General features: G+C 61.8%; 14 protein-coding genes and 1 pseudogene. 5 read left to right on the top strand and 10 right to left on the bottom strand.

What is annotated here, in order from left to right; translation table 11 throughout:
* Positions 1 to 31: 31 nt before the first annotated feature.
* The 5 genes and pseudogenes from AAHB08_RS16070 to fldB all read right to left on the bottom strand — a co-directional run bounded on the left by AAHB08_RS16070 (position 32) and on the right by fldB (position 4336).
* Positions 32 to 427 carry a VOC family protein gene (locus AAHB08_RS16070; protein WP_162519240.1) on the bottom strand — a complete coding sequence of 132 codons (396 nt, stop codon included), beginning with the start codon at positions 425 to 427 and terminating at the stop codon, positions 32 to 34.
* Positions 428 to 656: 229 nt separating this feature from the next.
* Positions 657 to 1997 (bottom strand): TldD/PmbA family protein, encoded by a 1341-nt coding sequence (locus tag AAHB08_RS16065; protein WP_342059487.1) that lies wholly within the window; start codon positions 1995 to 1997, stop codon positions 657 to 659.
* The gene (locus AAHB08_RS16060; RefSeq protein WP_342059486.1) at positions 1997 to 3397 is read right to left on the bottom strand and encodes a TldD/PmbA family protein; all 1401 of its coding nucleotides are present in this window, start codon (positions 3395 to 3397) and stop codon (positions 1997 to 1999) included. Before AAHB08_RS16060 ends, AAHB08_RS16065 begins: the two co-directional genes overlap by 1 nt.
* A gap of 258 nt (positions 3398 to 3655) precedes the next feature.
* Positions 3656 to 3775 (bottom strand): annotated as a pseudogene (locus AAHB08_RS16055) (flavodoxin FldB); the annotation flags it as partial.
* A 42-nt stretch (positions 3776 to 3817) separates the two neighbouring features.
* Complete coding sequence (fldB, locus tag AAHB08_RS16050; protein WP_342059485.1) at positions 3818 to 4336, bottom strand: flavodoxin FldB; 519 nt, start codon at positions 4334 to 4336, stop codon at positions 3818 to 3820.
* A 183-nt stretch (positions 4337 to 4519) separates the two neighbouring features.
* Here fldB and xerD point away from each other — a divergent pair, with 183 nt between their 5' ends.
* A complete protein-coding gene (gene xerD / locus AAHB08_RS16045) occupies positions 4520 to 5431 on the top strand; it encodes a site-specific tyrosine recombinase XerD (protein WP_139437365.1) in 912 nt (303 codons plus the stop codon).
* A gap of 115 nt (positions 5432 to 5546) precedes the next feature.
* Here the strand turns inward: xerD and AAHB08_RS16040 are convergent, their stop codons facing one another.
* The 3 genes from AAHB08_RS16040 to AAHB08_RS16030 all read right to left on the bottom strand — a co-directional run bounded on the left by AAHB08_RS16040 (position 5547) and on the right by AAHB08_RS16030 (position 11140).
* Complete coding sequence (locus AAHB08_RS16040) at positions 5547 to 7898, bottom strand: hypothetical protein (protein WP_342059484.1); 2352 nt, start codon at positions 7896 to 7898, stop codon at positions 5547 to 5549.
* Between the two features lie 773 nt (positions 7899 to 8671).
* Positions 8672 to 9079, bottom strand: coding sequence for a large-conductance mechanosensitive channel protein MscL (gene mscL, locus AAHB08_RS16035; RefSeq protein WP_139437368.1), 408 nt, complete (start codon positions 9077 to 9079; stop codon positions 8672 to 8674).
* A 360-nt stretch (positions 9080 to 9439) separates the two neighbouring features.
* On the bottom strand, positions 9440 to 11140 hold the full coding sequence (locus tag AAHB08_RS16030) for a hypothetical protein (protein ID WP_342059483.1): 1701 nt from the start codon (positions 11138 to 11140) through the stop codon (positions 9440 to 9442).
* A 442-nt stretch (positions 11141 to 11582) separates the two neighbouring features.
* On the opposite strand from AAHB08_RS16030, the gene AAHB08_RS16025 reads away from it, so the two are divergent.
* From AAHB08_RS16025 to nqrE, 4 genes are all read left to right on the top strand, one after another.
* A complete protein-coding gene (locus AAHB08_RS16025) occupies positions 11583 to 12932 on the top strand; it encodes a sigma-54 dependent transcriptional regulator (protein ID WP_236661630.1) in 1350 nt (449 codons plus the stop codon).
* A 101-nt stretch (positions 12933 to 13033) separates the two neighbouring features.
* Entirely contained in the window at positions 13034 to 14764 is a 1731-nt protein-coding gene (gene recJ / locus AAHB08_RS16020) for a single-stranded-DNA-specific exonuclease RecJ (RefSeq protein ID WP_342059482.1), read from the top strand.
* A 428-nt stretch (positions 14765 to 15192) separates the two neighbouring features.
* Entirely contained in the window at positions 15193 to 15465 is a 273-nt protein-coding gene (locus tag AAHB08_RS16015; RefSeq protein ID WP_342059481.1) for a hypothetical protein, read from the top strand.
* Between the two features lie 168 nt (positions 15466 to 15633).
* Entirely contained in the window at positions 15634 to 16233 is a 600-nt protein-coding gene (gene nqrE / locus AAHB08_RS16010) for an NADH:ubiquinone reductase (Na(+)-transporting) subunit E (RefSeq protein ID WP_342059480.1), read from the top strand.
* 48 nt (positions 16234 to 16281) lie between these two features.
* Here the strand turns inward: nqrE and AAHB08_RS16005 are convergent, their stop codons facing one another.
* Together AAHB08_RS16005 and lipA are read right to left on the bottom strand one after the other, a co-directional pair.
* A complete protein-coding gene (locus AAHB08_RS16005) occupies positions 16282 to 16788 on the bottom strand; it encodes a GNAT family N-acetyltransferase (protein WP_342059479.1) in 507 nt (168 codons plus the stop codon).
* Positions 16789 to 16955: 167 nt separating this feature from the next.
* Complete coding sequence (lipA, locus tag AAHB08_RS16000) at positions 16956 to 17921, bottom strand: lipoyl synthase (protein WP_042649627.1); 966 nt, start codon at positions 17919 to 17921, stop codon at positions 16956 to 16958.
* Between the last annotated feature and the right edge of the window lie 3 nt (positions 17922 to 17924).

Genomic DNA, 17924 nt, shown 5'->3' with positions numbered 1-17924 from the left:
ACCCCAGGGTCGCCGTTATTGTTTATGCGGCTCAAGGGGCGGGCGGGGCATAGAGGGCCAGCCAGTTGCCTTCGGTATCCTCGATAATCACCCGGGAGCCGTGACCGCTGCCGATGGAATGCAGGGGTTCGAGCACCCGCCCGCCGAGCCGGGGAACCAGCTGCTCTGCCTCCTGCAGCCTGTCACCCAGGGAGAGATAGATGAGGGGGCCGGCGCCACCGGGCTGGTGGTATTTGTCCATGGGGCCGAGACAGGCCGCCGCGTTGCTGCCATCGTAGCGCAGCATGGCAAAGCGCATCTCCTCCTCCTGTATGGGGGTGACCTGCACATCGAGCAGGGCCGAGTAGAAGTCCATGGCGCGATCCAGATCCCGTGTCGGAATGTCGGCCCAGACCAGGGTGTTGTCCATCTTCGTATTCTCCAGCATGTTCCGGCCGAGGCGACCGGCGGCTCTTGGAACCAATCTGCAATCTTGCTGCGAGACCGTGATCAAGGCTCACGTGCGGCTCTTTACCTTGCTGACGCTCTCGCGACAGGTCTTGGACTGGTTCTTAGAGGTTAGGAGTGGGGCATGATAGACGCCATCAATGAAAAAGCGGTGCCTGATGGCGCCGCTTTTGGATGGGGGAGATAACCGATTTTCCCTATAGATACAGTTACTTGCCTGCGACATTCAAACCACCGAAACGAATGAGGGGGGCATAAAAGCCCTTGCCATCGTTGTGGTGCAGCAGGTTGCCGACCGCTTCCAGCTCCCCGAGCAGACGGTAGAAGTTGCCCGCGACCGTGATGCCGCGCACCGGCTGGACGCGTACACCGTCCCGGCACAGGAACCCCGACGCGCCGAACGAGAAGTCGCCGCTCACCGCATCGGCACCGGAGTGCAGACCGTCCAGCTTGAGCAGCTCCAGATAGTCGCCGCTCTGCACCTCGCCCTCGCTGTGAGGGCCTGTGCCAAACACCAGGTGGCGGGCGGTCACATCGAGGGCGCTGCGGGCACTGCGGGCCGCCGAGCCATTGCTCGCCACCCCAAAGTGGCGGGCGGTGGCGCTGTTGTGCAGCAGGGTCTTCAGCTCCCCTTCGCCAATGAGCAGCAGATCCGAGGTAGCCGCCCCCTCGCCATCGAACGCCTTTATATTCATGCCCCCCGGCATATGGACCCGGCTCTCCAGGGTGAGCCAGCGGGAGGCCACGCTTTGCCCCAATTTGCCGCGCCAGGGGTTGATCCCCTGCTGGGCCCACTTGCCCGACAGCGCCCCCTGGAAGCAGCCAAACAGGCTGGCAAAGCAGTTGGTGCTGAAGAGCACGCTGTAGCGACCGCTCGGCACCGCCTCACCCATCAGCAGGCCGTCGGCCACGGCGTGGATCTGCCGGATGAGGGGCTGGCTCTCCAGCTCGTCGAAGCGCCGTGCGTATTGTCCCTGGTAGTGCATGGACTGGCGCCCCTCCCGCTCGATGAGGGCGGAGCTGTGACAACCGACGCTGAATTCCTGATGCTCGCAGAGGCTGCCCTGGCTGTTGGCGAGCCAGAGGCGGCTCTCCCCTTCGAAGAAGCCGTTGTAGGGGGCGCCGGTCACATCCGGCAGGGCCAGCATGTCCGATTCGAGGCGCAGGGCCAGGGCTATCTTCTCTTCCACCGCCGTGGTGTCGGCCTGGTGTATCTCGGCGTAGTCGGTGGTGAGCCGGCTCTGCTGCACTGTGATGCGCTGATCCGGGTCCACCTTGGCGAAGCGGCTGGCATCCAGCGCGTCTTGCAGCATGGCATCCAGCGCCGGCTCATCGAGGGACTCGGAATAGGCGATGCCGACCCGGCCCTCCTTGATGAGGCGAATGCCAAGCTGCTGGCTGCTGGTGACCTTGTATTCGCCGAGCTCGCCCTTGTCGGCCTTGAGGGAGAAGGCCTTCTCCTGGTTGGCGATGACGTCCGCCTCGGCACCCAAATCGGCGACCTTGTCCAGCAGGCGTGCAAGCAGTTGGTTCATGTCGAGCTGGCTCATCAGGCGTTCCCTCCCACCAGAATGTTGTCCACTTTGAGAGCCGGTTGGCCCACCGAGGTAGGCACAGAGCCCGAGATGGAGCCGCACATGCCGGCGGCCAGCGCCAGATTGCGCCCCACCATGGAGATCTCTTTCAGCACCTGCGGGCCTGTGCCGATCAGGGTCGCCGACTTGAGGGGCCGGGTTATCTTGCCGTGCTCGATGAGGTAGGCCTCCTGCACGTTGAAGTTGAACTCGCCTGTGCCCGGCTGCACCGAGCCGCCCCCCATCTTCTTGGCGTAGATGCCGTGCTCGACAGTGGCCAGCATATCGTCGAGGCTGTGGTTGCCCGGCTCGATATAGGTGTTGCGCATGCGCGAGGTGGGAGCGAACTTGTAGGATTCGCGCCGCCCGGAACCGGTGCGGGCATGGCCGGTCTTGATGGCCCCCATTCTGTCCACCAGGAAGCCGGTGAGCACGCCCTCCTTGATGAGCTGGGTGTGCTGGGTCGCCATCCCCTCGTCATCGACGTTGATGGAGCCCCAGGCGTTGCTCTGCAAGCCCTCGTCCACCGCGCTGACCGCCGGATTGGCGATGAGCTGGCCCATCTTGTCGTAGAATACCGAGGCCTTCTTGGCCACCGAGGTGGTCTCCAGCAGGTGGCCGCAGGCCTCGTGGAAGATCACGCCGCCAAAGCCGCTCTCCATGATGACTGGCAGCTTGCCGCTCGGGCAGGGGGCGGCACCCAGCTTCACCAGCGCCTGACGGGTGGCGGTGAGGGCCAGCTCCCGCGGATCGATGCGATCGGCATGCTCCCAGCCCATCAGGGCGCCGGGGGCCTCGTAGCCCACGCTCTGCTCGCCCCCGTCCAGGGCGATGGTCTGGGCCATGATGCGGTTGTAGTGGCGACGATCGCTCACCTGTACCCCTTCGCTGTTGAAGATCTCCACCTCCTGCTCCCAGCCCAGCACGTTGCCGGAGAACTGGCTCACCTTGCTGCTCTCGGCGCGGGCCACGGCATCCATGGCGTGCAGGTAGGCAATCTTCTGCTCCAGCAGCTTGTCGGCCGAGAGCGGCAGGGCCACCGGATTGCGATCGGTCAAGCGGGTGAAGTCGAAGGCGGTGGCGGTGACCACGGGGTCGCGCCTGTCCTTGGCCGCCAGCAGGGTGACGATGCGCAGCAGCTCCTCGCGGCTGGCGAGGTTGGTGTAGCCGTAGAGCACCTTGTGGCCGTAGCACAGGCGTACGCCTATGCCGAAATCGAGGCCGCCGCTGATGTTCTCTATCTGGCTGGAGAGCAGGCTGAGCTGGCTGCGGCGCTTGCGCTCCACAAACAGCTCGGCGAAGTCGGCACCCAGCGCCAGGGCGTGATCGAGCACGTCGCGGGCTATGGTGGGGGCCAACAGGGAGAATGAGGTCATAGAATTTCCTTTTCTGGTCTGTTTCCTGTTTGCTTCCGACACCCGTTCTGATTGTGTTATAGGGTGTCGGTTGCATTGTTGCAGACCAGCACAAAAAAGTCGCTATAGCGTCATGCGATGATACCGATTGAGAGAATCGGTGCGATAACTGCGACCGGCAGCCAGTGTGGCTGGCTGCCGGCAGGGGAGATCAACGTCGCTTTCGAGGCGCGATGAGGGAGCCGAACCGTCGATGCTTTTTGGTACCACCTGGCGGGATCACGGCAGCTCGTGGATCTCATTCAGGATCTGATCGACCCACTGCTCGATGCTGGATCCGGTCTGGTCGTACTGGTTGGCGTCATCGAGGGCCAGGCCGAAGAAGTGACGGCCATCGTCGTTCCGCATCCAAGGGATCATCGAACATGCAAGTTACCTGGATCAGAGCAGCTCGTGGATCTCGCTTAATATCTGGTCGACCCACTGCTCGATGCGGGATTCGGTCTGGTCGTACTGGTTGGCGTCGTCGAGGGCCAGGCCGACGAAGTGACGGCCATCGTCGATCAGCGCCTTGGAAGCATCGAACTCGTACCCTTCGTTGGGCCAGTAACCCACCAGCCTGACCCCCTTGGGCACCAGCTGATCGTGCAGCAGGCCGAGGGCATCCTGATACCACTCGCCGTACCCCAGCTGATCGCCCATGCCGAACAGGGCTATGATGCGACCCTCCAGCTCGACATCCTTGATATCCTCCCAGCGGGATTCCCAGTCCTCCTGCAGCTCGCCGAAGTCCCAGGTGGAGATGCCGAGGATCAGGATGTCGTACTCCTGCATGCGGGCCAGGGGCACGTCCTTGATGTTGTGGAGATCAACCAGCTCGGGGCCAATGAGGGCGCGGATCTTCTCGGCGGCCATCTCGGTGTAGCAGGTGGTGGAGCCGTAAAACAAACCTATCTTCATCGCTCTTCTCTTGATCGCAGTAGGCAAGGGGGTGTCGGGCAACCATGGGGTCGGACCGCCCGAGTGAGGGCGCCAGTCTAGCAGATTGCCCCTCGCGCTTCACCGCCTGGTGTGCCTGCCCCTGGTGTATGCGCCGGCCTGGCAGGCTACAATGGGCCACCGTTTGCCCAAGACCGACACCCCATGACCAAGCCCGCCCCTGCCGTACACAACCATCCCCTGATCGAGCCCTTCCTCGATGCCCTCTGGCTGGAGCGGGGGCTGTCCGACAATACGGTCAGCTCCTATCGCACGGATCTGGAAAAGTTCGCCCTCTGGCTCGACGGCCAGGGCGGCTCCCTGCTGCTGGCGGGGATGGATGACATCCAGCACTACCTCGCCTGGCGGGTGGACAAGCAGTTTGCGGCGAGCAGCACGGCCCGCTTCCTCTCGGCCCTGCGCCGCTTCTATCAGTATCTCAATCGCGAGAAGCTGCGCAGCGATGACCCGACAGTGCTGCTGGAGGGTCCCAAGCTGCCCAAGAAGCTGCCCTCGGATCTCAGCGAGGCCGAGGTGGATGCGCTGCTCACGGCGCCCCTGGTGGACGATCCGCTGGAGCTGCGGGACAAGGCGATGCTCGAGTTGCTCTATGCCACCGGGTTGCGGGTCTCCGAGCTGGTGGGGCTCACCGCCGAGCATGTCAGCCTGCGCCAGGGGCTGGTGCGGGTGGTGGGCAAGGGCAACAAGGAGCGGCTGGTGCCCATGGGGGAGGAGGCGGTGTACTGGCTGGAACGCTACTACCGGGAGGGGCGCACCCTGCTGCTGGGGGGCACCAGCTCGGACGTGGTCTTCCCCTCCAAGCAGGCCAGGATGATGACCCGCCAGACCTTCTGGCATCGCATCAAGCTCTATGCCCAGCGGGCGGGGATCAGGGGGGAGCTCTCCCCCCACACCCTGCGCCACGCCTTCGCCACCCATCTGCTCAACCACGGCGCCGATCTGCGGGTGGTGCAGATGCTGCTGGGGCACGCGGATCTCTCCACCACCCAGATCTACACCCACGTGGCCAACGAGCGGCTCAAGGCGCTCCATGGGGAGCATCATCCCCGGGCCTGACCCCGTGAGGCGGTCTTATTGAACCCGGAACCCCGCGCCTGGGCAAAGAAAGGGGGCGATGGCTTGCGCCTCGCCCCCGGAGTGGCCAACCTGCTTGGCCTGTTTCACAGACTCATCATTCCACTGTTTGGATGCTGACCTCCACCTCGGCCTTGACCTGGTTGTCTTCATCATCCTTCAGCGTGACCACCAGGGGGTCCGGATTGATCGCCTGCAGGTTGATGTTGCCGAGATCGGCGAGGCCGGGTTCGAGCTCCAGCACGAAGGCGCAATCATAGTGCCCGCCGGGCAGTATGGTCCCGCCCGTGGTGCAGAGTGAGAAGGGTCCGAAGCCGGCCTCATGAGTACTCACCCCAGGCTCATCGTAGAGGGTGAAGCTGCCCGGGATCCCGCTCCCATCCGCCACATCGACCCCCTTGAAGGTCAAGGCGGTGACGGTCAGGGTGTCTACCCCGTTGTTGCTGATGCGGACAAAGCCGGCGGCCTTGAGGGCAAAGAGCTTGCTGATGTCGGGGAGGACATCGGTGAACTCCACCGTGGCATCATCGCTGTCGGTCACGGATTGATTGTCCTCGTCCGTGCCACTGATGGTGGCAATGTTGGTGTGGCTGTCACCTCCATTTCCCTGCAGATCCTTGGATATGGTGCAACTGGCGTTCTGGCCCGGGTTCAGCACGAAGCCGGTCAAGGCCACGGCGGGCACGAGCGGTGCGCCGTTCTTCTTGTCCACCATGCACAGACTGGTCAAACTGCCGAACTTGTCGTCCTCCAGGGTACTGAAGGTGACCTTGTCTACGCCGCCAGCATCGACGGAGAAGGTAAAGGTATAGGCCACCGAACGCTTCTCATCGGAGTCGCCGGTCTCGGGCACACTGACGGGAACGGCATCCTTTTGCAGCGTGATGGTCGACGCCACGTCATTGATGTTGATGGTGGCGCTGTCATCCCCCGTTGCCTCATCCCCTTCGTTGTCCAGGGCCTTGGCAGTCACCTTGTTGGTGTGCACATCGCCGGCATTACCCCCCACAAACTCGGTGAAGCTGCATTCGAAAGGCGTGCCCTTGGACAGGGTCACCCCGCTGCCCAGATCGCAGGTGCCCTGCCCATCCAGATCGCCGAACATGTCGTCCACCAGACTGGTCAGGGTGAGCGGATTGTCGTGATCGCCCGCGGTATTGGTGACCCTGACGGTGTAGGTCACATTGGTCCCCGGCTCCAGCACCTCGTCAACGGAGGGGGTCTTCTCAACCGCGATGGTCGGCGGGAGATTGGTGATCTCGACCATCTTGGCCCCGCTGCAGTTGTTGCCCGCAGACTGGAAGCCGGCCGGGCAGGTGCTGCCGTCGCCGACAGTGCCACCGTTCTTGTCCTTGAACAGGGCCACTATGTTGTCGACGTATTTCTCGGGACTCTGATCGTTGGGCAGATCGCGATCCTTGATATGCAGGGTGAACTCGCAACTGTAGGTGGCGCTGGGCAGTACCTCCTTCGTCGTCGAGCCCGCAGCGGGTTTCGCGCAGGTGCTGCTGAGCAGGTAGATGCCGTCTGCGGTCCCCACGCTCTCGGTGGATCCCCACAGGTCCACGCTCTTGTCGTAGGAGCCATCTCCGCCTACGTCTATTTCATCCTTCAGGCTGGCGATATAGAGAGAGGCGGCACTCGAGTTGGTAAAGCTCAGGCTATAGGTGAACACGCCACCCGGTTCGGGCAGACTGGTCGGCTCGACCGTCTTGGTGATGGTGGGCGGCTCAGGCCTGATGAAGACATTGATGGCGAAGCTGTCGCAGTTGCACTTGGACTTGGTGGCGGGCACGGCGCCGGGAGGCACTGTGCTCTCGCTGCAACTCAGGCTCTTCTGGATGTCCCAGGCCGCGCAATAGGTGAACAGGGCCTTGTTGGGATCCGTGGGGCTGGGCTGACAGAGCATGGTGATGGGCTGGTTGAAGAGCGTGTATTGATCGGTGCCGTTGGCCTTGGTGATATCACCGCAGGTATCCAGAAAATCGGTCGCCTTCAGTTTCGGCTCCAGATTCACATAGGCGACCTGGCCATTCTCCCCGGCGTCGCTCGCCTTGGGCAGTACCAGGCTGCAGTTTCTTGCGCCTCCCTGCACCACCTGCGGGCTCTGGGACGTTCTCGGCAGGTAGAAGGTGGTGTCATAACGCTCGCTGGCGTTGGTCTTGATGGTCACGTCTGCATTGAAGGTGAACACCTGGCCGTTGGTGCACTCCTGGTTCGGATTCACCGGCACCACTTTGGAGACCTCGATGTCCTTGGCCGTACAGTTGAGGCTGCCGCCCGCGAGTGAGCCACCCTTGGCAATATAGGCGTCTGCCATACAGGCCTCTTGTTGCAGGCCCGGAAAGATGCCGGCCCAGGCCGGGGTGAGACTGAGCCCCCCCAGCATGAGGATCCCGAAGGGGACCGTCAGGGTTCTGAGCAGGCGATTGCGCTGACTTGGTTTCATAGCATTTCCCTCTTCCTATCTTGTGGTTCTTGGTTCCATGTCACTCGGCTGCGACTGCCTGAACCGAGTGATGTCCCAGGCCCGGACGTGACCACGCAGAGGCCCAATCTCCTGTGAACGAGACGGGGGATCGGGCATAGTCCTGTGGAGTGGGCATTGATAGACAGCACCCCTGCAGCAAGGAATGCACCAAATAGATAAGTGATTGAGCAAAAAGGAATTAATGGTTTTTTTCAGCAGCAATCGCGGGAAAGTGTCGACCAAGTTGTAACGATGGATGGGGGTGTCAGGCGGTACTGAGATGGTAGTTGATTGATAAGTAATGCTTTTTTATTTATTTCCCCCTGTAACAGCGATGGAACAGGGGCGCTCCGAGTGAGGGCTCGTCAACCCCTGGGATTGTGGGACTGTCCCTCGGGGCGAGGAGAGTGGGTGGGCCGCCAAGGCGGCTAGGGTCGCTGCATGCAGAGTGACGACCCCTTGGACATTGTCGCCGGGAGCACGAGCGTCGGATTCGGCCACTGTATCAAGGCTGAGACAATCCCATCGCCTTGACGGTTTGCCACCAGTCACTGCATTGAATTCATGGAAGGGTCTTGCACTTTGAACGCGGGGTGCCGAGGTGGGGGGAGTGCGAGAGAAAGCCGGGGTTGAGGCAAGGCTTGAGCCAGGGGGGCCTCCTCTGGGCTTAAACACGAGGGAGGCACAGGGCCTCCCTCTTGCCATCGGATGGTGTCAGGCATGCACGCAGGCGACGCCTCCGGGCTAGCGGCTTATTTGCCCTGCTGGGATTTCAGCAGATCGCGGATTTCGGTCAGCAACTCCTGATCCTTGGTGGGGCCTGCCGGAGCGGCGGCCTCTTCCTGCTTCTTCTTCAGGGTGTTGATGGCCTTGAGCCCCATGAAGATGGCGAAGGAGATGATCAGGAAGTCGATGATGGTCTGGATGAACTTGCCGTAGGCGATGACCACGGCAGGGATGTCACCTTCGGCGGCCTTCAGGGTGACGGCCAGATCGCTGAAGTCCACCCCCCCCAGAATGAGGCCGATGGGCGGCATGATGACGTCACCCACGAAGGAGGAGACTATCTTGCCGAAGGCGGCACCTATGATGATACCGACCGCCATGTCGATGACGTTGCCTCTGGCCGCAAAGGCCTTGAACTCTTGAATCAGACTCATTTTTCCCCCTAAAAATGGACGGCGTGAGGTCAGGCCGCACGTCGAATCTGGATAATAAAACATCAATAAAACAGAGGGATGACCATGGTGTCTCCCGTCGTCCTGATTAGCTTGCGGGGCTCAAGCCCGATTGGCAACCTGTATGAATGAGAAATTTTTACATCCGGTGCTATTAACTCATCGATGACTAGGCAGACGGTGGGCAATGTGATCGGGGAGCGCCTGTGCATGTTGTGGGGAGATGGTGGGGCTGTCTGGGCAGCATCCTGGGCTCAGGATGCTTGTGATGCCTGGTCGGCGCCATGAAAAGGGCCATGGTCTTCACCATGGCCCTTGTGGTTTAACCCTGATTAAACCCTGTTACTCCCCTGGAGTGGGGCAATCTGGACAAGCCGGACAGAGCGGGCAGGTAGCCGTTGCCATGTCGGTCGCGGTGCCAAAGCCCAGGGGCGCAGTCCCTGTGGCCGTGACAGTATCGCTGAAGGAGATGGAGCCCGGGTTTTCCGACCCTGCACTACTCGGCGTGTAGGAGCCCGAATAGTCCTTGCAGTCCGCCGCGTTCAGCGTGCCTATGTTGTGCACATTGCCGCTGGGGTCGTCGGTGACGGTTACGCCACTCAGGTTCAGCGGCGGTATGAGGCCCACCCCTGTGGTGTTGCAGACCTGGCCGCTGTAGTCGACCCTGATCACCAGCTGGCTACCCTCATCGATGACCTTGGTGCTACAGGCCTTGGTGACGCTGATCCCGGGTTCTCGTTGGACTGTGGGGCAGGCTGCCGTGGCGGATGCGGTGATCGTCTGCAGCCCGCCATCGCTGGAGGCGGCCTTGACACTGACACCGTTGGTCGGCCCGTTACCGGCGGCGCCAAAGCTGCCGCTGTAGTCTTCCATTCCCCCCTTGGGTATGGAATCGAAGTTCGCGACGATGAAGTCATCGCTGGTGTCTGCCGGGGTACCGTTATCGTCGGTGACGACGACGTCATAGATGGTGCCAAAGCCTCCGTTGGTGACGACGCCTTCGAAGCTGAAGGTAAAGCCGGTCTCGGTCTCGTTGAGGTCACCGCCGGTACAGACCTTGGTGATCTCGACCTTGCACAGCTCGAAGTTATCCAGCACGAAGTCCTTCAATGCGGCCGTGAAGGAGCTGGAGGAGCGGGTCTCGGCCATGAAGCTGCTGAAACAGCCGTCACTGCCGCCGACGATCTGGCTAAGGTTGATCCCACCCTCGAAGAAGCTCTCGAAGGGGAAGGTGCCCTGGGTACCGCTCTTGGGGGTGTAATCGCTCCACAGGCCGCCGACACCGTTTGCCAGCGTGCTGGCGGGGACGGGGACATTGCCCGTGTTGGTCAGGGCACAGGCCAGGTTGGCACCGCCCTGGCTGGCACAGACGACGTCGTTGGCACCCGAGCCCTGCAGCTTGAGTCGCAGATTGGCGGCGGCACACTGTCCCGGCTGCGGGTTGTTGTTGGTCGCCTTGCTGCAGGTCGGATCCCAGGTCACCACGGCCAGATAGGGAACCGCGTTGTTTGCCTGCGGGAAGTTGATGAGCACCAGGGTATCCCCCACTGTGTGCTTGCCGCTGAATTTGCCGTTGGGCAGGGCGGTGACCTTCTGTTTGAAGAACCAGAACCCCATGAAGGCATCACCTACATTGGAGATCCTGTCGGCGCCGAAGTAGAGCAACAGGTCGTTATTCTCGTTGTATGCGGCGGCATAGGCGTGGGTCAGGTCATCCTTGTCGGGCACAGAGCCATCGCTCCAGCTCCATTTATCGATATCCAGTATGTCTTTATCCCCCCCGCCAAAGATGCTCCTTGGGGCTGTGTCCTGGATGATGCCGGTGAATTTGGTGGCCCCTCCGGTGTCTGGTGGGGTGTCCCAGTCATCGCTCATGACGGCGCCTGTGTCGATGTTGTCCTGTGGATTGGCATCCAGCTCGAAGGGTGATTCCGCCGTGGCGGCCAGTGCCGGCGCACTGAGCGCCAGCAGCAGGGTCAGGGCCGTGAGTGTTAGGCCATTCTGCAAACAGCGCGGCCAGAGAGACATTGCTCGGGTATCCATGTTGCATTCCTTCTGCTTGTTGTTGTCCTTGTCGTCCGGTTCTACTTGCACAGCCGGAGGCGCTGCATGAATGCAGACTTCGTTCCATATGGATAAGGCTTTGAAAGTAAATAAAAAAATAATTATTTCGATGAAATGGGGTGAGGGCGTTGTTAACCGAAGGAGACAGAAATTGATGAATTATCGGTGTCTGAGCAGGCTTCACATTGAAAGGGGGCTTTTTGGCACTGTTCCCGAGGCGAAACAAAGAGGGTATAGCGGTTCCCCTGCTGGGCTGACAAAGCAATATCAATATCTAATCAAGTTTTTGTTTTAATTTGTTTTATTGTCTTTTTACGGTCCATTTGAGTTCGTTTTTATCCTTGTTTCATAAGTGGCACATGTAGGCCATCTATCCAATACTTTGCACATTGTTTGGCCGCAGAGTTGTGGAGTGTTGTTGATGGAGATTCGTACGCTACTGTGTGTCAACACGAGCGAGGTATGGCGCCCTCCGTCACATGCATCGTCACTGGGGTGGCGTTTTTGTTCGGCCTCATCGCCTCAGGAAGCGTTCAGCCACTACGCACAACAGGCGCCCAGAGTCGGTCTGGTGCTGTTGAGCGAAGATGCCGCCGAGGCGGTGGAGACCCTGTTTCGTCAGACATGCAGCACCATGATCTGGGTCGCACTTGCTCCCCCTCATCTGCTGGCCCTGCCCAGGATACAAGAGCTGCTCCTGAACTACTGTTTCGACTATCACAGCCTGCCGGTAGAGGATGATCGTCTGCTGGCTGTGCTGGGGCATGCGTTTGGCATCGCCTGCTTGAGGAGGGGGGCTCATCGCCCCTGCGATCGTGGCAAGGAGGAGGGGGGGATTATCGGTACCAGCCCCGTCATGCGGCAGATGATGAATCGGGTCGAGCGACTGGCGAAGGCTGATTCGTCGGTGATATTGCAAGGGGAGAGCGGCACGGGCAAAGAGCTGGTTGCCCGGCTGATCCATCGGCACTCTCAGCGGGCGGATGGCCCCTTCGTCGCCGTCAACTGCGGCGCCATTCCACCCACCCTGATCCAGTCAGAACTGTTTGGCCATGAAAAGGGCGCCTTCACCGATGCCTGGCGTCGTCACATCGGCTGCGTGGAGCGGGCCCATCACGGTGTCCTGTTTCTCGATGAGATAGGGGACCTCCCATTGCCGATGCAGGTCAACCTGCTGAGATTCTTGCAGGAACGCACCATAGTGAGGGTCGGTGGCGTTGAGCCTATCGAGGTGGATATCCGGGTGATAGCCGCGACAAACAGGGTGCTGGATCAGGAGATGGCGCAGGGCAATTTTCGTTCCGATCTCTTCTACCGTCTCTGTGTGCTGGACTTGGCGCTGCCTCCCCTGCGTGAACGGGGGGAGGATATCATCTTGCTTGCCCAGTATTTCCTGAACAAGCTGGGTAGCACCTTGAATCCCAAGGTGAATGGCTTCACTGCCAGCGCCATGCACCAGATGATGAAGTATCACTGGCCTGGCAATGTGCGGGAGCTCAAGAACCGGTTGGAGCGAGCGCTGGTCCTGTGTGAAGGGTGCCGTATCGATCACCAGGATCTGGGGCTGGCCCTGCCGCTGGTAGAGGGCGCCATTCGTCCCCTTAACCTGGTCAGGGCCGAGGCGGAATGCGAGGCCGTGCGCCGGGCTTTGGTGCTCTGTGGCAACAATGTGACCGAGGCCGCCCGACACCTCGGGATCTCCAGGCTCACCCTCTACCGGGTGCTGGAGCGTTCTGCACCGCCTCCTCCTCCCGAGGCCCTGATTTCCTAGCGTCTCTCCCAAGCCGACCTGCCGCTGTTCTCTGCTCGCCTGAGGCGTGTATCATACCGCCTTGCCATCGGCTCACCGTATTAGAAGACAGGATTGACACCATGCCCCTGCAAATCCGTCGTCGTCCCCGAGTGGATGACGCTCACCTGCCAGATACCCTGCACCCCCTGCTTCGCCAAATCTTCGCCAGCCGCGGTGTGGAAGATCCCGCCCTGCTGGAGCGCAGCGCCAGCCAGCTGCTGCCGCCCCAGCGCCTGTTTGGCATGGAGCAGGCGGTGCCCCTGCTGGCGGATGCCCTGACGGCGCAGCAGCGCATCCTCATCGTCGGCGACTTCGACTGCGACGGCGCCACCAGCTCGGCCCTGTGCGTGCTGGCCCTGCGGGCCATGGGGGGACGCCATATCGATTTTCTGGTGCCCAACCGCTTCGAGTTCGGCTACGGCCTCACCCCCGAAATCGTCGAGCTGGCGGTGGCCAGGGGCGCCGAGTTTCTCATCACGGTGGACAACGGCATCTCCAGCATTGCCGGGGTGGCGGCGGCCAAGGCGGCCGGGATGCGGGTACTGGTTACCGATCACCACCTGCCGGGCCAGGAGCTGCCTGATGCCGATGCGATAGTGAATCCCAACCAGCGTGGTTGCGACTTTCCCTCCAAGTCTCTGGCCGGGGTCGGGGTGGCCTTCTATCTGATGGCGGCCCTCAACACCCACCTGCGCCAGCGCGGCTGGTATGAGCGCCAGGGCATTCGCGCCCCCAACGTGGCGGATTATCTGGATCTGGTGGCGCTTGGCACCGTCGCCGACGTGGTGGCGCTGGATGGCAACAACCGCATCCTGGTACATCAGGGCTTGCAGCGGATCCGGGCCGGTCGTTGCCGCCCCGGTATCCAGGCGCTGGTGGATGTCTCCGGCCGTGACGGTCGCCGCCTGTGCGCCGCCGATCTCGGCTTTGCCCTGGGGCCCCGCCTCAATGCGGTGGGTCGCCTGGATGACATGTCCCTCGGGGTCGCCTGTCTGCTCAGCGATGACCTCAACCTGGCGCGCCAGCTTGCGGCCGAGATGGACAGCCTCAACCAGGAGCGCAAGGAGATAGAGCAGGGGATGCAGCAGGAGGCTCTCGCCACCCTGGAGCAGATCCGTTTTCGTGATGGTGAAGTCCCCTCCGGCATAGTGCTGCACAGGGACGAGTGGCATCAGGGGGTGGTGGGGCTGGTGGCCTCCAAGATCAAGGAGAAGTACTACAGACCCGTGATCGCCTTTGCCGAGAGTAGCGACACCGAGCTCAAGGGCTCGGGTCGCTCCATCCCCGGCGTGCACCTGCGCGATGCCCTTGAACTGCTCGATACCCGCCATCCGGGCCTGATGGGCAAGTTTGGCGGCCACGCCATGGCGGCCGGGCTGACCCTGCCCAAGGTCAATATAGAGGCCTTCGGCCGGGCGTTTGAAGCCGTCATCGCCGAGCTGGTGACCCCGGAGCTGCTGACCGGGGTGCTGCTCACCGACGGCGAACTGCTGCCGGACGAGCTCAGCCTGGAGCTGGCGGAGCTCATCCGCGCCTCCGGCCCCTGGGGTCAGGCCTTCCCCGAGCCGCTGTTCGACGGCGAGTTCGTGCTGGTGCAGCAGCGCCTGGTGGGGGAGAAGCACCTCAAGATGATGCTGACCACGGATTCCGGCCATGCGGTGGATGCCATCGCCTTCGGGGTGGATCTCAAGCGCTGGCCCGATGCCTCGGTGAAACGGGTGCGGCTGGTCTACCGGCTCGATGTCAACGAGTGGCGCGGCAACCGCAGCGTCCAGCTGCTGGTGGAGCATCTGGAGGCCGCCGGTCTCTGAGCCGGCGGCGACTCCGCCCTGTCGATGACAACGGCCACCCTGGGGTGGCCGTTTTTGTTGCCGGAGCGGCTATGCCTCGCCGAATGGGGCCCAAGGGTCGAGGGTGGGAGTCGTTCCCCGCGGCTTTCATTGAGGCGTCAAATGCCCTCTTTGTGGGGAAAGTGGGTTGTTTGTATCGAATTTTCCAGGTTAGTGGATGCCAAAATTCAATATAAGGCGGGATTGTGATATATTCGCCCCCGTTCAACCCCTTGCCTTTTCAAGGAGCCCGTCCCTTGCCACCCCTTGGCCGATCATTGCGCTGGCCGATGGCGCTCGCCGTCGCCTGCCTGCTGTGGCTTGCCGCCTCTGCCGCGGCAGGGCCAGGTGCGCCCGCGCTGTCGACCCAGGGAACATCGACATCCTCGATGCAGCTGCACGAGCCTCCCGTGTCGGAGTTGGCCGACAGCGTCAGCCTGCCTCCCGCCTCCCAGTGGCGGCTCGGCGTCGAGCAGGGGCGGCGGCTGGAAGGGACCAGGGACCCGGATCTCTACCAGATGCTGCTGGCCTGGTTCCAGCACGAGATCCTCGGCCTGCTCTGCGGCCTGCTGTTTTTCCTGCCCCTCATCTATCTCAGGCAATGGCCGAACTGCTTGGGTCATCTGCACCAGCGGCAACTGCTCTGCCATCACCTGCAATTTCGCTTCTGCCAGGGCGACTAGCGCTGCTCGCCTCGCCGGGCGCACGCCGACGCCGCTGATCCCTTTTTGTTGATCCGCCGACCCCGTCGTCTGCGATCGTGCCCGTGCTGACTGTCATCCGGTTTCTGCCGCTGGCCCCTGGCCAGGGGCGGACTCTCTCTTTGCACAATCTCGTGGTGAGCTGCCTTCATGGACTATTACGTCAATTTGTTTATTCAGTCGATCTTTGTGGAAAACCTGGCCCTGGCCTTCTTTCTCGGCATGTGTACCTTCCTCGCGGTATCGAAGAACATCAACACAGCCTTCGGCCTTGGCATGACGGTGCTGGTGGTCATGGTGATCGCCATCCCCCTCAACAACCTGATCTACCGCCATATACTGCGCCCGGACAGCACCTTCCTGGGGGAATTTGACCTGAGCTTTCTCGATTTCATCATCTACATAGGCGTGCTGGCGGCCCTGGTGCAGGTGATGGAGATGGTGCTGGACAAGCATTTCCCGGCGCTCCATCAGGCCCTGGGGATCTACCTGCCGCTGCTGACGGTGCACTGCGCCATCTTCGGCGGTGTGATGTTCATGGCGCAGCGGGATTACGACTTCATCGAATCCGTGGTCTATGGGGTTGGCTCCGGGCTCGGCTGGCTGCTGGCCATAGTCGCCATCGCCGGCCTGCGCCAGAAGATGAAGTATTCGGACGTGCCAGAGGGATTGAGGGGCATAGGCATCACCTTCATAGTGGCGGGGCTGATGTCGCTCGGCTTCATGTCGTTCTCCGGGATCTCGCTGTGAGCGTCGGCTCGCCATGGCATGACGGAAGGGGGTTGATGACGGGGGCCATCAACCCAGCGTCTTGGCCATGTTGTAGCCCGTGATGTTAAAGCCTATCTCTTCGTAGAGCGCCCTGGCCCTGGGGTTGTCATGGGCGACCCTCAGCTTGATCTGGCTGACGCCAAGATACTTCAATTCGGCCTCCAGCACCGCCATGGCGGCCTTGCCATAGCCCAGTCCGCGATGGGTCGGGAATATGTAGAAGTCATAGATGAAGGTGGTGCGGGCGGCGCTGTCGATGCTGTGCCAGAGATAGCCGGCGATGGCCGTCGTCGGTGCGACTGCGCCCCCGACATTGTCACTCACAGGGAGGATGCAGAGCAGGCTATGGTCCGGCGTGGCGGCCCCTTGGGGCAGGTGTTGCAGCAAGGAGGCCTCGGCCTGTTGGCGGGCATCGGCCAGGGTCAGCCCGTGATTGCTGGCAAGATCCTGGGCGTAGTCGTCGATGAAGTAGTCGCGATAGGCGGGGAATGCCGCCTCATCCATGGGGATCAGCCGAACGATAGGGGTTGGCATCTGAGTGTCACTCAAGGAAAGGGAGTCGTCACCTTAACCCCGGGGCCGGGAATTAGCCAAGGGATTGGCCGGGCGTGTCGAGTCAGACAGGTTCAACAACAAGAAGAGCGCCCTTGGGCGCTCTTCTTTTAGCAGGAGAGGTTATTTGACCCCTCTTTCGGGGGAGGTCATTTGACCTCTTCCCCCTTGGCCTGCAGATCCGCGTGGTAGGAGGAGCGCACGAAGGGGCCGCAGGCGGCATGGCTGAAGCCGAGATCCATGGCGACGTCCTTGAGCTCATCGAACTCTGCGGGCGGCACGTAGCGCTTCACCGGCAGATGGTGGCGGCTCGGCTGCAGATACTGACCCAGGGTCAGCATGTTGACGCCGTGCTCGCGCAAGTCCTTGAGTACCTGGACAATCTCTTCGTTGGTCTCGCCCAGACCCATCATGACGCCGGACTTGGTCGGCACATGGGGGTGCATCTCCTTGATGCGGCGCAGCAGCTCCAAAGACCACTTGTAGTCGGCACCCGGGCGGGCGACCCGGTACATGCGCGGGGCGGTTTCCAGGTTGTGGTTGAACACGTCCGGCGGGGTCTCGCGGAACACTTCCAGCGCCTGCTCCATCCGGCCGCGGAAGTCCGGGGTCAGGATCTCGATGCGGGTCTGGGGGCTGTGCTCGCGGATCTGCTTGATGCAGTCGGCGAAGTGCTGGGCACCGCCGTCCCGCAGATCGTCGCGGTCCACCGAGGTGATGACCACGTATTTCAGCCCCATCTCCTTGATGGTGAGCGCCAGCTTCTTCGGCTCTTCGGGATCCAGCGCCAGCGGGCGGCCGTGGGCCACGTCGCAGAAGGGGCAGCGGCGGGTGCAGATGGCGCCCATGATCATGAAGGTGGCCGTGCCGTGGTTGAAGCACTCCGCCAGGTTGGGGCAGGAGGCCTCCTCACATACCGAGTGCAGCTTGTTCTTGCGCAGGGTGCTCTTGATGTGCTCGATCTTCTGGCTCGACGGCGGCAGCTTGATCCGCATCCAGTCCGGCTTGCGCAGCACTTCCTCGTTGGGATCCGGCATGAATTTCACCGGGATCAGGGCCATCTTGTCGCCATCGCGCAGCTTGACGCCCGGCTCCATACGAACGGGTTTGCTCATGAT

The organism is Aeromonas sp. OTU364 (assembly GCF_038440395.1).
Taxonomy (GTDB): domain Bacteria; phylum Pseudomonadota; class Gammaproteobacteria; order Enterobacterales; family Aeromonadaceae; genus Aeromonas.
This window is presented reverse-complemented; position numbering and strand designations above follow the sequence as displayed.

What these genes read in the sequence shown, in the direction of transcription:
- AAHB08_RS16070 (WP_162519240.1), bottom strand. Translation starts at nt 427, where the DNA reads ATGCTGGAGAATACGAAGATGGACAACACCCTGGTCTGGGCCGACATT.
- AAHB08_RS16065 (WP_342059487.1), bottom strand. Translation starts at nt 1,997, where the DNA reads ATGAGCCAGCTCGACATGAACCAACTGCTTGCACGCCTGCTGGACAAG.
- AAHB08_RS16060 (WP_342059486.1), bottom strand. Translation starts at nt 3,397, where the DNA reads ATGACCTCATTCTCCCTGTTGGCCCCCACCATAGCCCGCGACGTGCTC.
- fldB (WP_342059485.1), bottom strand. Translation starts at nt 4,336, where the DNA reads ATGAAGATAGGTTTGTTTTACGGCTCCACCACCTGCTACACCGAGATG.
- xerD (WP_139437365.1), top strand. Translation starts at nt 4,520, where the DNA reads ATGACCAAGCCCGCCCCTGCCGTACACAACCATCCCCTGATCGAGCCC.
- AAHB08_RS16040 (WP_342059484.1), bottom strand. Translation starts at nt 7,898, where the DNA reads ATGAAACCAAGTCAGCGCAATCGCCTGCTCAGAACCCTGACGGTCCCC.
- mscL (WP_139437368.1), bottom strand. Translation starts at nt 9,079, where the DNA reads ATGAGTCTGATTCAAGAGTTCAAGGCCTTTGCGGCCAGAGGCAACGTC.
- AAHB08_RS16030 (WP_342059483.1), bottom strand. Translation starts at nt 11,140, where the DNA reads ATGGATACCCGAGCAATGTCTCTCTGGCCGCGCTGTTTGCAGAATGGC.
- AAHB08_RS16025 (WP_236661630.1), top strand. Translation starts at nt 11,583, where the DNA reads ATGGAGATTCGTACGCTACTGTGTGTCAACACGAGCGAGGTATGGCGC.
- recJ (WP_342059482.1), top strand. Translation starts at nt 13,034, where the DNA reads ATGCCCCTGCAAATCCGTCGTCGTCCCCGAGTGGATGACGCTCACCTG.
- nqrE (WP_342059480.1), top strand. Translation starts at nt 15,634, where the DNA reads ATGGACTATTACGTCAATTTGTTTATTCAGTCGATCTTTGTGGAAAAC.
- AAHB08_RS16005 (WP_342059479.1), bottom strand. Translation starts at nt 16,788, where the DNA reads ATGCCAACCCCTATCGTTCGGCTGATCCCCATGGATGAGGCGGCATTC.
- lipA (WP_042649627.1), bottom strand. Translation starts at nt 17,921, where the DNA reads ATGAGCAAACCCGTTCGTATGGAGCCGGGCGTCAAGCTGCGCGATGGC.